General features: G+C 45.2%; 16 protein-coding genes. 5 read left to right on the forward strand and 11 right to left on the reverse strand.

Features of this window, described 5'->3' with window-relative positions; translation table 11 throughout:
- Window positions 1-37 precede the first annotated feature (37 nt).
- From hutH to AB6D93_RS19880, 9 genes are all read right to left on the reverse strand, one after another.
- On the reverse strand, window positions 38-1585 hold the full coding sequence (gene hutH, locus AB6D93_RS19840; RefSeq protein WP_102333657.1) for a histidine ammonia-lyase: 1548 nt from the start codon (window positions 1583-1585) through the stop codon (window positions 38-40).
- Window positions 1563-3362 carry a glycosyltransferase gene (locus AB6D93_RS19845; RefSeq protein ID WP_017062277.1) on the reverse strand — a complete coding sequence of 600 codons (1800 nt, stop codon included), beginning with the start codon at window positions 3360-3362 and terminating at the stop codon, window positions 1563-1565. Before AB6D93_RS19845 ends, hutH begins: the two co-directional genes overlap by 23 nt.
- Complete coding sequence (locus AB6D93_RS19850) at window positions 3355-3717, reverse strand: 3-hydroxyacyl-ACP dehydratase (RefSeq protein WP_017062276.1); 363 nt, start codon at window positions 3715-3717, stop codon at window positions 3355-3357. The genes AB6D93_RS19845 and AB6D93_RS19850 overlap by 8 nt, the downstream gene beginning before the upstream one ends.
- Before the next feature lie 88 nt (window positions 3718-3805).
- Window positions 3806-5194 (reverse strand): AMP-binding protein, encoded by a 1389-nt coding sequence (locus AB6D93_RS19855; protein ID WP_102333656.1) that lies wholly within the window; start codon window positions 5192-5194, stop codon window positions 3806-3808.
- Window positions 5195-5200: 6 nt separating this feature from the next.
- Window positions 5201-5758, reverse strand: a complete 558-nt coding sequence (locus AB6D93_RS19860) for a septation protein IspZ (RefSeq protein ID WP_048669155.1) — start codon at window positions 5756-5758, stop codon at window positions 5201-5203.
- Entirely contained in the window at window positions 5758-6015 is a 258-nt protein-coding gene (locus tag AB6D93_RS19865) for an acyl carrier protein (RefSeq protein WP_004739745.1), read from the reverse strand. The genes AB6D93_RS19860 and AB6D93_RS19865 overlap by 1 nt, the downstream gene beginning before the upstream one ends.
- Window positions 6016-6025: 10 nt before the next feature.
- Window positions 6026-6286 (reverse strand): phosphopantetheine-binding protein, encoded by a 261-nt coding sequence (locus AB6D93_RS19870; protein WP_004736154.1) that lies wholly within the window; start codon window positions 6284-6286, stop codon window positions 6026-6028.
- 105 nt (window positions 6287-6391) lie between these two features.
- Window positions 6392-7162: a 1-acyl-sn-glycerol-3-phosphate acyltransferase gene (locus tag AB6D93_RS19875; protein WP_102333655.1), complete on the reverse strand. Its 771-nt coding sequence runs from the start codon at window positions 7160-7162 to the stop codon at window positions 6392-6394.
- Window positions 7162-7908 (reverse strand): beta-ketoacyl synthase chain length factor, encoded by a 747-nt coding sequence (locus AB6D93_RS19880; RefSeq protein ID WP_170967444.1) that lies wholly within the window; start codon window positions 7906-7908, stop codon window positions 7162-7164. The genes AB6D93_RS19875 and AB6D93_RS19880 overlap by 1 nt, the downstream gene beginning before the upstream one ends.
- A gap of 72 nt (window positions 7909-7980) precedes the next feature.
- Here AB6D93_RS19880 and AB6D93_RS19885 point away from each other — a divergent pair, with 72 nt between their 5' ends.
- The 3 genes from AB6D93_RS19885 to AB6D93_RS19895 are packed head-to-tail and all read left to right on the forward strand — an operon-like array spanning window position 7981 to window position 10737.
- Window positions 7981-8370, forward strand: a complete 390-nt coding sequence (locus AB6D93_RS19885) for a hypothetical protein (protein ID WP_017062271.1) — start codon at window positions 7981-7983, stop codon at window positions 8368-8370.
- Between the two features lie 28 nt (window positions 8371-8398).
- Window positions 8399-9472 (forward strand): methyltransferase, encoded by a 1074-nt coding sequence (locus AB6D93_RS19890; RefSeq protein WP_017062270.1) that lies wholly within the window; start codon window positions 8399-8401, stop codon window positions 9470-9472.
- A 23-nt stretch (window positions 9473-9495) separates the two neighbouring features.
- Window positions 9496-10737, forward strand: a complete 1242-nt coding sequence (locus AB6D93_RS19895) for an NAD(P)/FAD-dependent oxidoreductase (protein WP_017062269.1) — start codon at window positions 9496-9498, stop codon at window positions 10735-10737.
- 128 nt (window positions 10738-10865) lie between these two features.
- On the opposite strand, the gene AB6D93_RS19900 is transcribed toward AB6D93_RS19895, so the two are convergent.
- Entirely contained in the window at window positions 10866-11372 is a 507-nt protein-coding gene (locus tag AB6D93_RS19900) for a hypothetical protein (protein WP_017062268.1), read from the reverse strand.
- A gap of 139 nt (window positions 11373-11511) precedes the next feature.
- A complete protein-coding gene (locus AB6D93_RS19905) occupies window positions 11512-12645 on the reverse strand; it encodes a flagellar assembly protein FlgT (protein ID WP_017062267.1) in 1134 nt (377 codons plus the stop codon).
- A 192-nt stretch (window positions 12646-12837) separates the two neighbouring features.
- On the opposite strand from AB6D93_RS19905, the gene AB6D93_RS19910 reads away from it, so the two are divergent.
- Both AB6D93_RS19910 and flgP read left to right on the forward strand, forming a co-directional pair.
- Window positions 12838-13473 carry a FlgO family outer membrane protein gene (locus AB6D93_RS19910; protein WP_017064137.1) on the forward strand — a complete coding sequence of 212 codons (636 nt, stop codon included), beginning with the start codon at window positions 12838-12840 and terminating at the stop codon, window positions 13471-13473.
- Between the two features lie 9 nt (window positions 13474-13482).
- Window positions 13483-13914 (forward strand): flagellar assembly lipoprotein FlgP, encoded by a 432-nt coding sequence (flgP, locus tag AB6D93_RS19915; protein WP_102333653.1) that lies wholly within the window; start codon window positions 13483-13485, stop codon window positions 13912-13914.
- Window positions 13915-13927 lie beyond the last annotated feature (13 nt).

Consider the following 13927-nt stretch of genomic DNA (forward strand, 5'->3'; position numbering starts at 1 on the left):
ATCGCTCTCAACAATATTGCGTAAAGGGTTGGCTACTTTATGAGTAAAGTGACCAGTGCTGACTTTGAATACGAGCAATGAAGTGGCGTAGATCGCTTTCAAGTGGTCGATCTTCTACGATAAATTCAAACTCCTTAAGCACTTCGTCGCGAATGTGCTTGAGGTTCTCACTCATGTGGTGCTCATCAAGCTCATTGTGGCGCTTACGAAGTTCGAGTGCTTGTGTCCCCGCCAGTAGTGACGCTGCTGCCACTTGTTCGGTTAGCTCTAGAACGCGTAAACAGTCACGAGCTGCGATGGTGCCCATACTCACTTTATCTTGGTTGTGACACTCAGTTGAGCGAGAGAATACGCTTGCTGGCATGGTGTGTTTCAATGCTTCTGCTGTCCAAGCTGAAACGCCAATCTGTACTGCTTTAAAGCCGTGGTTGATTGGCTTACGTTCGCCTTCAGCACCCGTTAGGTTGAATGGCAAACCGTTGTTGAACTTGTAGTCCATCAGCTGAGCCATTTGACGGTCAAGCAGATCAGCAAGGTTCGCAACTGCAGTTTTTAACGTATCCATCGCCATTGCAATGTGTCCACCGTAGAAGTGTCCACCGTGCAGTACGCGCTCATTATCACCATCGATAATTGGGTTGTCGTTGGCACTGTTTAGCTCGTTCTCGATCATTTGGCGTAGCCAAGGCAGAGAGTCTTGAACCACGCCGATAACATGTGGAGCACAGCGCAGAGAGTAACGATCTTGGAGGCGATCACTGTTACGTGGCGGGCGATCCGCTTGCAGATCATCACGCAGCCATGCAGCAACTTGTTGTTGACCAGGATGAGGTTTGACTGCAAACAGCGCTTCATCGAAATGGAAGTCATTGCCGTGCATACCGACTGATACCATAGCGGTGATCTTAGTTGATAGCTGAGCTAGATATTCCGCACGCTTGTAAGCGATACAAGCTAATGCCGTCATTACAGACGTACCATTCATCAACGCCAAGCCTTCTTTTGGCTTAAGTTTGATAGGGCTAATTCCTAACTCTTTGTAGACGTCACTGGTTGGGCGCACTTCACCTTTGTAGATTACATCACGCTCACCAATCAGTGCTGCGGCTAAGTAAGACAGAGGTGTTAAGTCGCCACTGGCACCCACCGATCCTTCTTGAGGAATGCGTGGTGAGATGTCTTGGTTGATTAGGGTAACGATCTGGTTGAGTAGATCGTGAGTCACACCAGAGACACCTTGTGATAACGAACAAAGACGAGTTGCAAGGACTGCACGAGCTTGTTCGTGAGACAATATTTCACCTAAACCACAGCCGTGAAAACGTGTTAAATGCAGTGGTAGCTCGTCAACTAGGTTTGGCGGAATCGCAACCGTACATGAGTCACCGTAACCCGTCGTTACACCGTAAATCACACCTTCTTCTTTCAATAGGCGTTCTAAGAAAGCGACACCACGGTCGATCTTAGATGTGAATGCTTCACTTGTGTTCATCGAGGCTTTTGCGCCTTGTGAGATAGCGACAACATCCTCAATCGTGAGGCGCTCGGCACCAAAGGTGATGCTATTTGGATTCTTTTTCGTCATGGTGCTTGCTCAATGTCCAAAAATTAAAAAAGTTGTACCACTGAAGCGGTGCTTGCAGTGTGTAGTGCTGAAGTCGATTTGCGTATTTTTGCACGACTTGCTGTAAAGATTGTTCGCGAGTCTTTCTTGGTAGCTCGATCTTGTTGCTAAAATGCTCGAAATAGACATTAAAATGCGGCTTAGATTGTGAGTCGTCACGTAACCCAAACAGCAAAAATACGGGTGCTTTGAGAACCGAGGCTAACATAAATGGACCTTGAGGGAATGGAGCTTCCTTACCTAAGAACTCAGCCCATACTGAGCGGCTCTCTTTGCTGGTGGAAGTTCGATCGCCAACAATCACGATCCATTCGCCTTGCTCTAGTTTCTGTTGTAACAAGATAGCGGTATCAGGCCCCATCGATGTCACCTGAATCAGATTTAAATCAGACTGCGGGTTAACCGCTTTCATCACGGAATTAAAACGTTCGGCGTGTTCTGTAAAAACCAGGGCGTTGATTTTGATGTTCGAGTGTCTGCGACCTAAAGCTCGGCACAGCTCAATATTGCCAAGGTGAGATCCAAGGATTAGCACACCTTGCTTATTTGCCACCATGCTCTCGAACTGGTCTTGGCCATGAATAGTCAGGTTATCTGCCGAGAAATCACCTTTCCATGCCGCGAGCTTGTCGAGCATGGTATGGCCAAATGAAAGCAGATGGTTGTAACTGGTTAGTTCTCCGGGGAGCTCAATATTTTGCTGTTCCGCATAGGCTTTTAATTGGAATAGATATTGTTCGGAAGCGTTTCGCGCACGCTGGCCCGTCAAGTGGTAGTAACGCATCACACCACGCAGAATGAGGTTGAACACACCGCGACCTAACAAGGTATAAATGGCTAATAACAGCTTAATGCCTAATACTGTGCCGCGTTCTTGAGTGCGGGACCAGTGTGGTTGTTCAGAAGCTTGCGGCTCTGAATCAGTCGATAAATTTGGGTTATTATCAGCTGAATCGGATTTGAAATGGCGAGCAATCAGTTTTGGTGCTCTTGGCAGCATGCTGAAGAATAGACGTGTATGCATCCAACTGATTTTGACGTTATCCCACAACGCATCGAAATGAGAGATGCCGTTCTCAGGATAGATAACGCGCGTTTCAACGAAGTCTATGTCGCAACCTTCCCAATACAGGCGAACCAAAATCTCGATATCGAAGTCCATTCTCGAACCAACATCGTACTTATTCAACACAGTTTGAGTTTGGTTGATAGGATACGCTCTAAAGCCACACATGCTGTCTTTAATTGATAAAGAAAGGGTTTCTATCCATACCCAGATATGTGTCGCGTAGCGCCCATAGAGCCTTGCTTTGGGTACGCTGTCGTCGTAGATAGGCTGGCCTGATATCAGACGTTGTGGCTTAGCTTGTGAGGCCTCAATCAATGTTGGCAAGGCTTCCAGGTCGTGTTGCCCATCAGCATCTATCTGAATAGCGTGGCTAAAGCCTAGTTGCTGCGCTTTTTTGATTCCGGCTTTTACTGCGCCGCCTTTACCTTGGTTCTGTTCAAGCGTCACCAAGGTTACGTTTGAATTCTCTGCTAGGGGAGACAGAAACTGTTTTGTTGTGAGTTCACTGCCATCGTCAACGATGATGATCGGTAACTCAAAATGATGAAGTGACGACACCACAGCCGGCATGGTTGCGCCATGGTTAAAGCACGGGATAAGGAAGCAAGCCTTGTAGCTGCTTTCTTTTGTGTGGTGTTGAGAAGTAGCCTCGACGGGAGCGCTATTCACTTTTTTCTCCCAGCTTCATTTTGCCTGAAGAGTGGGTCTGTTCACCGTTGTTTGATGTGTAACTAAAGCTCAGCTTGTCTTTGTCAGCATCCCATTTGAGTGATAGCTGGATTGTAGCGTCAGGCAGGATAGGCTCTTGGAACTTAATGACTTCCATTCCTTTAAAGAAACCAGGAACGCCTAACTCTTGGACTGCGTAGTGAAGTGCCCAATCAATTTGCGTGACGCCCGGTAGAATAGGGAAGCTCTTGAAGTGCCCATTAAAGTCGGTGATATCTCCGCTAACATGAAGTGTCAGGGTCGATTCATTTTCTACCGTGTCTACAGCAATGATGTTTGGTTTTCTTTTATCCATAGGGCGTGCTTAGAATCCTTGGGCAAATATTGGTTCTTTGACAAAAATATAAAAAGATAATCTCAGTGTAAAATACGATCAGCGGTTTCTATGATTTTATTAGCTGTTCTATGTGAGATGTTAATCGCTTACCTTGGCTGTTGAGGGGGATCTCATCGACAACACGGTATTTTCTCGGGATTGCGATTGGCTCTAACCACTTTCTGAGTTCTGTACGCAGCATCAACCAGAATTTACCTTTGCTCATGGTCGATAGAGCGGCTTGGCCTTCATCTGATAATACCAAAACAGAGGCTAATATTAATCGCTCAGGCTCCTCAAATGGAATAACCACGCACTCACTTATCCAAGGCAGTTGCTCCAGTCGCTTTTCCACTTCAACCAGTGATACTCGCTTTTCTTCTATCTTGATCACTCGGTCCGTTCGGCCCTTCAATATGAATTGATTCTCCGAGACCATCTCGCACTCATCAGAGGTTTGATACCAGTTATTCTTATCGATGTACGGCGACAATAACTTAATGCAATTCTCACTGTTGAGACTAGCCTCAATACAGGCAAAAAGTTGCCAAGGCGTTTGAGCGCTCTCTTGCTGACGAAATGCGATGCCACCGGTTTCTGTGCTACCAAAGACTTCAATCGGTAAATGACCAAGCAGATCTCGTGACTGGTGAGCCGACTCGGTAGGCAATGGACCACCCGAAGAGAAGATTCCTGCAAGTTGTACCTTGTTGGTCTCATGCTTTAATCGTTTAAGTAGCGCTGGGCTGCTGATCAGTACACAGTTTTTATTGGCATGAGACAGAATTTGTTCTGGGTACTCAAGGTTGTTTCGAGCAAATGGCACACCAGAACAGAGCGGCCATAAGATTCTAAACAGCAGGCCATAGATGTGTTGGTGGGAAACGGTGCTTTGGATTCGGTTTCCCTTGAGTAAAGCATCCCAGTTCTTGTGTAACTGAGCCGTTTCAATATCTAGGTGTTCTAACGTTTTATCTATCGCTTTTGGCGTGCCACTTGAACCTGAAGTGAACAGAGTTAATGGGACTGTTGCCAAATCAATGGTCGTAAGATTCTCGGTTAGAGGTTTTTGTGCTTCAGTGTTTGAATCCAATAAGGTTTGGATATTACGAACGTCACTCACCTCAACTTCGCCAATCGAGTTATCAACTAGCAGGCAATCAAACTGCTTACTTAACTCAGCAAGCGCACATGGCTGGTAGTTGCCCGGTAAGATGATGTGTTTGTTGGCTGCTGCACATGCCAAAAAGGCCACCGTAAATAGGTAGCTGTCTTGGGTACAAATCGCGATTCGTTGAAAAGGGGATAAAGACAAAAATTGTACGAGTTGAGATAAGTCGTCGTTAAATGTTTGCCACGTAATCTCGCTATTGTCGTCAAAGCAGACAATAGATTCAGGGGTTCTGTCCTGGCTGAGAAGCTCAGACAACGAGGTGTAAGATACGGTTTGGGTCATAACAATTTAACTCTGACGAATGCGCTGTCTTACTACCCACTCTCCTGCAAAGAGTAACCCTGCAAACAGATAGCTGAGTAAGCCATTGTATAGGGTCCATACTTCTAGCGGTTGGAAGCAGGTGTAAAGGGCAATAGAGCCATTGATAACAAAGAACAAGCACCACACTTTGGTGACTTGTCGTGTGTAATCAACGCCACTTTGCGGAAGTTCAGGCTCTTGAAGGCGAGCAAGACGTTCGATAATCGTTTGTGGTTGCCATAGGCTCGAAGCGAATACAACCAGCATACAAACATTAACGATAACGGGATAATAGGTTAGCCAGCCGTGTTGCTTAAAGGCTAAGCCTAAAGCCAGCAGAACAATACCGGCACTTCCACTGATCCAAGCTAGGTGTTTTAGCTCTTTGATTTTAGCCTGACCGCCGGTGAAAATGCGTACAGCAAAGATAGCGGCTAAGGCAATACCAACGGTTTGTAAGCCAAACTTGTTGAGTCCAAAGTAAACCGCTATTGGATAAGTGAAAAGTATAATTGCCGACAGTAAAGTCAGCAGAGGACGCATTAGGCGTCCTTCAATAGTTCAACCACAGATTCGACAACGTCATTAACGGTGCGCACTGCTTTGAACTCTTCAGGTTTGATCTTCTTACCTGTGACGTTCTGTAGGTGAACGACCAAATCAACGGCATCAATGCTGTCTAGGTCTAGATCAAGATAGAGATGAGCTTCAGGGGTGATATCTTCAGCATCAAGCTCGAACAGCTCAATAAGCGCATCTTTAACCTGGTTGTATACTTCTTGTTGGTTAGCTTGTGTCATAAAGATCTGTCTAGTTATTCGTTTGAGAAGAGATGTAGTTCGCTAGATTTTCAACTGACGCAAAGTGCTGTCGAGTGTTTGAATCATCTGCATCGATAACAATGTTGTACTTTTTCTTGATAGCAAGGCCAAGCTCAAGGGCATCGATAGAGTCTAGTCCAAGTCCATCACCAAATAGTGGAGCTTCCGTTTCAATCTCATCAATGCTCATGTCTTCAAGGTTCAATGCGTCGATGATCAGTTGTTTCAGTTCGTTGTGTAATGTTTCCACTTTGGCCTACTTAATGCTTTATCTGAATGCTGCTTTAAGGGGGCGATTCTACATTATATGAGGTATTTTCGAAATGCCGATATCGCCTGTTATGTTATTGATACGCTAAATGTTTTCTTCGGAAGGGAAAATTGTTTGTGCAAGATGATGATTAAGGCGCCTTGCTGCCGAAGTTAAATTATTTGAGCCTTCAATAAATGGTTCGACTTCTATTTTACCTTTCACCGCGACATGAAAAAAGGGCTTCGACGCAGGAACTTGATACCATTTTTTCTCTTTCGTTAAGAATGTCGGAGAAACCGTAATATGAATCACGCGTAAATCGGTTTGTGTTCGAGTCGCGATTTGTGCCGCCCCACGCTGTAAGGATGGTTCAATTCCTGGCGTTGTGCGAGTTCCTTCGGGAAAAATCAGCATGACATTGCCACGTGAGAAGCGTTCTTCACAGCGCTCTAAAAGATCGTCAGGGGCTTGGTTCGGTATATAACCTGCCGCTTTGACAATCCTTTTCATAAAAGGGTTTTCCCAAATGGCCGCTTTGACGAGGCAATCACATTGAGGAAGTTGAGAGGCGATCAGCACATAGTCAATCAAACTTGGGTGGTTGGCGACGATAATGCAGTTACGGTCGTTACGCAGTAGTTCTGCACCATCAATTCGGTAATCGATTGCTCCGGTGAACTTCATGATCTGGCAAAACGCATTGAATGAGAAACGGATTAATCGCTGTGCTTTAAGCTCTCTTTTAATGGTATTGGGATTGGTTAGCGCGATAGTCGGTAAGATTAAGAAGCTCAATACTAAGCCACCCAAACCAAAGATGGTAAAGCAGAGGCCTGTCGCGATTACTCGCCAATACTGGTCTACTCTGCTCATTACGCTGTACCTGTCTCGGTGTTATTTACCCAAGACCAAGTTTGGTGCTTGCCAGCAATAGCCCACCTATTTGTACCTAATAAGATATGTTGGAGCGTTTGTAACCCTTGTGGTAACACGGAAGGTGCTTGGTTGGTCTCTACTGTCCTAGTAATAGAGTATTCACTGCCAGCGGTGAGCACTAAGCCCAGCGCATAATCAGCAAAGTTCTGTGTTTCGTACTCTTGGTAGAGCTCGGGCAGAGGTTGGTCGAAATCGATAACTAACACTCGATGCGACGGATATTGATGAAGGTAAAGATAAGCTTCGATCAGAGCGTTATGGAAAGTATCTTGCCCTGCGGCTATTGAAGTCAGTGGAATCGGTGCTTTGGCGGCAATGGTGGTTAGACCAGCTGCGGTATTATGTACCGACTGCGAGAACGCCATTGGTGAGGCATCGTCACCTTCTAATATCGACTGAATTAAAGTGGCGGTTCGATGCAACTCACCATGTCGGCTAGCAAAGACCAGATAATCAATCGAGGTGTCTTTTAATAGGGTTAACGCGGTTTGGACAGCAAGTTTGCTTTGCACACTCATTCGGCGGCGCATCATCGGTGGGATCGCTTTAAATTCAGTTGAGCCATCTTGTGGCCAATCTAAATTAGTGCTCCACGCTTGCCATTGGGCAACAGAATTGAGACCAGCCGAATTTGCAGACCATTTCTCAATATTAAACGACATTAATTGGGATTGATTTGACATAGAGTATTGATTTGCTTTGAGTCTAACTAAATACTATGCGCGCTTATAAATAAACACAGATAAGGAATTTAAATGAAATTACTAAAAATAGCAGTTTCAATGTTATTCATATTCGTTCTTGCAGGATGTGGACGCGTCCAACCTGTAATGAATGTTGAGGATACTCCAGTTGCACTGAATCTTCAAAGTAAACAGGTTAAATCAGCTATTTCTGAATCTGCTGAAAATCGAGGCTGGTTGGTTTCAGAAATAAAGCCTGGTTTGATCCGCGCTGAATTGTATGTTCGTTCGCACCACGCTGTGGTTGAAATTCCTTATAGTGATAAGTTTTACTCTATTCTTTACGTTGAATCAGAGAATTTGAAGTACGACGATGGTGAAATACACCGTAATTACAACCGTTGGGTTAATAACTTAAACGTTGATATTAAACGTAAGCTTGCGCAAATGGCAGCTGAGTAACTCTCTATTATTTAAAGTTAGGTTTTTCGTGTCGGAATATAAATTAGATCCATTCAACGCATTAGAAGCAAAAACAGAAGCGCAGAAATTGTCTTTCGCTCCGATTGTTTTTCATACTGCTCGTACACTTCGTGATTTAGGCATTTTGAAAGCGTTAGATGACGCGGGCAACGAGGGTTTACCAGCAGAGTCTATCTCTGAATCGACCGGTGTCTCTGAGTACGGCGTGAAAGTCCTGCTCGATATGGCGTTAAGTGCTCATATTGTGACTTGGGAAAAGCCTAACTACAAAATGGCTAACCTTGGTTTCTACCTTCTGCATGATGGTATGACTAACGCAAACATGGATTTCACAGCCGATGTTTGTTATGCCGCGATGATGCATCTAACAGAAGCGATTGAAGAAGGCACACCTGCAGGCTTGAAAGAGTTGGGTGATTGGGAAACCATTTACCAAGGCTTGTCTCAATTGCCAGAAAAAGCAAAAGAGAGTTGGTTCAAGTTTGATCACTTCTATTCGGATCGCTCGTTCCCTGTGTTACTTGAAAAAGTCTTCAGCAAGAAACCTAAGTCGCTGGTGGATATCGGCGGCAACACGGGTAAGTGGGCGATGCAATGCTGCAACCATGATGCGGACGTTGAGGTGACGATTGTTGATTTGCCACAGCAGCTAGAAATGGCAATGGCAAACGCGGCAAAGCATGGTCATCAAGAGCGAGTCACGCCATTCCCAGCGAATATGCTCGATAAACAGCAAACTCTGCCAACGGGCGCGGATGTTTGGTGGATGAGTCAGTTCCTTGATTGTTTCTCGCCAATGGAGATTCTGAGCATATTAAAGCGCGTTCGCTCTCATATGTCAGAAGATGCGACTGTCTATATCCTTGAACTGTTTTGGGATTCACAGAAATACGATGCGGCTTCTTATAGCTTAAACGCGACGTCTCTCTACTTTACCTGCTTGGCCAATGGCAACAGTCGTTTTTACCGCAGTGAAGATTTCTTAGAGATTGTTGAAGAAGCGGGCTTTGAAGTGGTAACGCGTACCGACGATATCGGTCTTGGTCACACGCTTCTAGAATTGAAAGCTGGCGCGCAATAAAAATAACAAACATGGCTTAAATAATGAAAAAACTATCAACTCAAGTGGTGATCATCGGAGCTGGGCCATCAGGGTCTATTGCTGCGTCTTTACTTCATAAAAAAGGCATCGATGTTCGAGTGATTGAAAAGAGCGTATTCCCTCGCTTTTCTATTGGTGAAAGCCTATTACCAGCTTGTATGGAAGTGATTGAACAGGCTGGGATGACTGACGCAGTGATCAACGCTAACTTCCAATACAAAGATGGCGCTGCCTTTCGCAAAAATGGCGTTTATACGGCGTTTAATTTTGAAGACAAGTTCTCTTCTGGCCCTGGAACTACGTTTCAGGTTCAGCGAGGTGCCTTTGATAAGGTTTTGGCAGATACGGCTGAGGCGCAGGGTGTCTGCATTGATTACCAACATGAGTTAATGGGCATTAATTTCACCGACGACAGCACCATTTTAGATGTACAAGTGCTGGGTGGAGAGCGTTATCAGATAGAAGCGCAATACGTTCTGGATGGCAGTGGTTTTGGTCGAGTGCTACCAAAAATGCTTAACTTGGCAGAGCCGTCATCGCTCCCTCCACGCAAAGCTATTTTTACGCACATTAACGATCATATTGCAGAGGTGGATACCGATCTTGAATATGACCGAAATAAAATTCTTATCTCTGTGCATCCAACCAACCCTGATGTTTGGTATTGGTTGATCCCGTTTAGTAACGGTGTCTCTTCGTTTGGTGTCGTAGGAGAGCCTAAGTTCTTTGAGTCCTATCCAGAAGACAAGATTGCTGCAATTAAACAGCTGGCAGCGGAAGAGCCGGGCTTGGCTGAGATACTGGCAAGCGCCGAGTATCCAAACCCTGCGGGTGAAATTGGTGGCTATTCTGCCAATGTAAAACATTTGGCGACGGATAAGTACGCGTTGCTTGGCAATGCCGGCGAGTTCCTTGACCCGGTGTTCTCGTCAGGCGTGACGATTGCGATGAAGTCGGCACAGTTTGCGGTTGAGTGTGTCGAAAAGCAACTTAACGGTGAGAAGGTAGATTGGGAACGCGATTATGCCGCTCCTTTGATGGTTGGTGTAAACACCTTTAGAACGTATGTTGAGGGGTGGTACTCAGGTACTTTGCAGGATGTGATTTTCTATCAAGATCCAAATCCAAAGATTAAGCAGATGGTGTGCTCAATTCTGGCGGGTTACGCATGGGATCAAGCCAACCCTTATGTGAAAGAGTCTAAGCGCCGATTGGCGACACTGGCTGAGATATGCCGAAACTAGGTAATCGATTTTGTATGTAGCAATACTCTAAATTGCCACGATGGATCGTCATAAATTAAAAACAGCCGCAATGTGCGGCTGTTTTTGTATCTGAAAAATATGGGCGGTCAGCTTAATCGGATTTAAGCCTATTTTAAGTCGATGCTGTTCAATCGTCCCATAAATATAAGTAGATCAATTACGTCTTTGTGAGCATCAAGCAGCGCACGTTTGGTTTGGCTGTAAGCGGCAAGTCTGCCGTGCTTTCTAATGGAGCACACCTTAGTTTTGTATTTGTAGTCGCCGTTTTCTGAGAATACACGCCACTTAGCGATGTAGCATTCGTCGCGGTGTTCGGGATCACTCTGAGTTGGATTTGGTTTGAATACAATTTTGGGTTCTAGACTATGAGGCAGGCGCGTCATCAGGTAGGGCTCTTTGAGGACTTTGGGCCAAAATTTGCCCCATAGCTGTCTGCCCAGTTCATCTCTTAATTTAATGGTTTTCTTCAGTGCTTTGTCTTCACCCATACGAACAAAACCGACCGACCGATGCAACACCGTATCTTCGGGAGTATGAATGTGGATCTTAAAAGCGGTTTTACCTTTCGAGATAAAGCGGTAACCGGTAGCACCAATTAGATTATTCTGACTCATAGTTTGCTAAGTGATGATTATGTTATTAATAAGATTACGCCAAATACTGCAAAACCGAAACTAATACCCATGAAAAAAATAAAGCCTTAACAAAAGTGCTAAGGCTTTATTAGAAACTGTGAGGCGGGCGTGTCGCTAACTACATGATTTTCTGCATCACATCACCAATTTGAATGCTTCCAGCAAGGCTTGGTTGGTCGATCGTCAGTTCTGCTTCGTTTTCATAAACGCGAGAAACGGTCAGTGTGATGTCGCTTTGAGAAACCTTGTTGCGTGGCAAACCGCGTTGGTCGATAAACGAACCTGTGTGCCACAGTTGCAACTTGTCACCTTGTTGTACGCCATGCATTCGACCTAAATCAATGGTCACAGTGTTACCAAATACCGCTGCAACCTCTGGAAGGGTGATCTTACATGACACTTCCGATTCTAAGTCCAACATAATGTTACGGCTAACACGCAGCATCATGCTGCCGTAGGTTGATGCCCAGAAACGGGCACTGCGGGTGTCGACTTCACTGGTCTTAGCAAATGGCCACTTTGCCACTTCACGATAGCTACGGTTGTAAACCTGATGTCCTGTTTTACCATCGAAGACTTGCATCTCTAACGCAAACTGGCGATTGATGATGTCGTCTTTCAACAGTTTGGACTCGATGGTCGCGGTTAAATCGGTAATGTCGCCACCAATGATGTATTGTGCGCCAGTGTCTTGGGCGATCATCTTGATCACTTCAGGTCGACGTTTGTCGATGTCGTAATTGGTCGTGCCAACGGAAACAAAGCTGCGAGACTCTTGCGCCAGCTGTCGATCTACGACATGACCAAAATCATCACCGATGTTATAGATTCTGCCCATTACAGCTTGCTGTGGGGAAGTCACATCGATGTTGCCGACCAAAAATGTCTTCTTATATTGGCTCTCATGGCAAGCATTTGCCGAAGGATAGATATCGATCCTTGCGGTGATCATTATATTGCCACTGCGTTTTTTCTCTTTTTCTACCAAGATGTAGCGCACCTCATGATTGGTAAATTGAAACTCTTTTTTGTTTGCGTCGAGGTAGGGCGTGAGGTTGGCAATGCTACCAATGTCGGCTCCTGAGAACTGGATCGCTTTATATACCGCGTCTTCCAGAGCATGGACCCTTGCCGTTTCCTCTGACGATACGATGGCTGCGGTACCGGTAACCTCATACCAAGAGGCATGAGCACTGAAGCTTATGGTTATCAGTGAACTTATTGAAAATAAGTAAGAAATTATTTTTTTCATCTATTCGTTACCAGTTGGGTATAAATATTGCTTAACAAATAACTATAAGCTTGAAGCTGACTTAAGTGCGTTTTTCTTAATCTGAACCATTAATGAAAAGCAAAGACTGTTCCAACATTGTAATCCATTGAAAAGAATAATGGTGAGAACATATTGGAACAGGGAGCACTAAACCTATCTGGAGATAAGAGAATGAAAAAATGGCTCGTAGTAATGAGTGTCATGTTGTTGACCTCATGCGCTTATTCGCCAATCTATAACGGCAAGTCTGAATATTCAGGCAGTCAGTTTATGTTGATGGATAGCCCTCGTCATACCATGGATTTCTTCGTGGAAAGTATGACCGAAGATCTGATCATTTCGAATACGAGTATCTCAGCAAGAACTCCGATAGCGATTACGTCGTTTGTTGACCTGCAACACATGGACACAACGAACTGGCTAGGAAACTCGGTATCAGAAGGTTTCATTCATCAGTTTCAGCGTCGTGGCTTCAAGGTTGTTGATTTCAAAACAACAGGTTCTATTCAAGTGACTCATCAAGGTGACTTTGCGTTAAGCCGCGATTGGAAAGACTTAGCTCAAGAACAAGACGTACAGTACGTACTGACAGGCACTATGCTTCGCCAAGAAGGTGGTGTGTTAGTCAATGCTCGTGTTGTTGGCATGCAAACTCGCATTGTCGTGGCGACGGCACAAGGCTTCTTGCCTGCAGACCGTATTGGTCGTGACCTAGATACTCTAAACAGTATTCGAACTCAAGATGGCGTTATCATTCGTTCTGACCCAACGATCAGCCAGCCTTATACTGTTATTCTTCGCCCTTAGGAGTTCGAGATGAAGAAGTTAATATTTGTTGTTGCCGCTTTACTGCTTGTTGGCTGTCAGCCACTGCAAAACATGAGGCCAGACGACTACTTAGTTGCCGTTGGCTACGCGAGTATCAGTGAGCAGAAAGGACGTAACGATGAAGAAAGACGTATCCGTGCGATGAGAGCTTCTAAGATCGACGCCTATCGTGAACTTGCAGAACAAGTTTACGGTATGCGAGTGAGTGGTCGGGCAGAGCTTGAAGATCAACGCCTTGGTACGGAACGTACTTCTGGTGCGGTTGATGGTGTTATCCGTGGCGCAGAAGTGGTGCGCAGTTACCCTGTGGGTGATAGCTACGTAACAGAGCTTCAGTTGGATATTCGCAAGATGGATCAGCTACGTAACTACGGTGAAGTTCAGGCAGTACCTGAGAAGAGACAACAAACACTGTTCTAATTTCGGTGTTCGA

The sequence above is a fragment of the Vibrio sp. 10N.247.310.23 genome, assembly GCF_041467155.1.
Taxonomy (GTDB): domain Bacteria; phylum Pseudomonadota; class Gammaproteobacteria; order Enterobacterales; family Vibrionaceae; genus Vibrio; species Vibrio crassostreae_C.

Coding starts and splice junctions, on each gene's coding strand:
- hutH (WP_102333657.1), bottom strand. CDS start 1,585: ATGACGAAAAAGAATCCAAATAGCATCACCTTTGGTGCCGAGCGCCTC.
- AB6D93_RS19850 (WP_017062276.1), bottom strand. CDS start 3,717: ATGGATAAAAGAAAACCAAACATCATTGCTGTAGACACGGTAGAAAAT.
- AB6D93_RS19855 (WP_102333656.1), bottom strand. CDS start 5,194: ATGACCCAAACCGTATCTTACACCTCGTTGTCTGAGCTTCTCAGCCAG.
- AB6D93_RS19860 (WP_048669155.1), bottom strand. CDS start 5,758: ATGCGTCCTCTGCTGACTTTACTGTCGGCAATTATACTTTTCACTTAT.
- AB6D93_RS19865 (WP_004739745.1), bottom strand. CDS start 6,015: ATGACACAAGCTAACCAACAAGAAGTATACAACCAGGTTAAAGATGCG.
- AB6D93_RS19875 (WP_102333655.1), bottom strand. CDS start 7,162: ATGAGCAGAGTAGACCAGTATTGGCGAGTAATCGCGACAGGCCTCTGC.
- AB6D93_RS19880 (WP_170967444.1), bottom strand. CDS start 7,908: ATGTCAAATCAATCCCAATTAATGTCGTTTAATATTGAGAAATGGTCT.
- AB6D93_RS19885 (WP_017062271.1), top strand. CDS start 7,981: ATGAAATTACTAAAAATAGCAGTTTCAATGTTATTCATATTCGTTCTT.
- AB6D93_RS19895 (WP_017062269.1), top strand. CDS start 9,496: ATGAAAAAACTATCAACTCAAGTGGTGATCATCGGAGCTGGGCCATCA.
- AB6D93_RS19900 (WP_017062268.1), bottom strand. CDS start 11,372: ATGAGTCAGAATAATCTAATTGGTGCTACCGGTTACCGCTTTATCTCG.
- AB6D93_RS19905 (WP_017062267.1), bottom strand. CDS start 12,645: ATGAAAAAAATAATTTCTTACTTATTTTCAATAAGTTCACTGATAACC.
- AB6D93_RS19910 (WP_017064137.1), top strand. CDS start 12,838: ATGAAAAAATGGCTCGTAGTAATGAGTGTCATGTTGTTGACCTCATGC.
- flgP (WP_102333653.1), top strand. CDS start 13,483: ATGAAGAAGTTAATATTTGTTGTTGCCGCTTTACTGCTTGTTGGCTGT.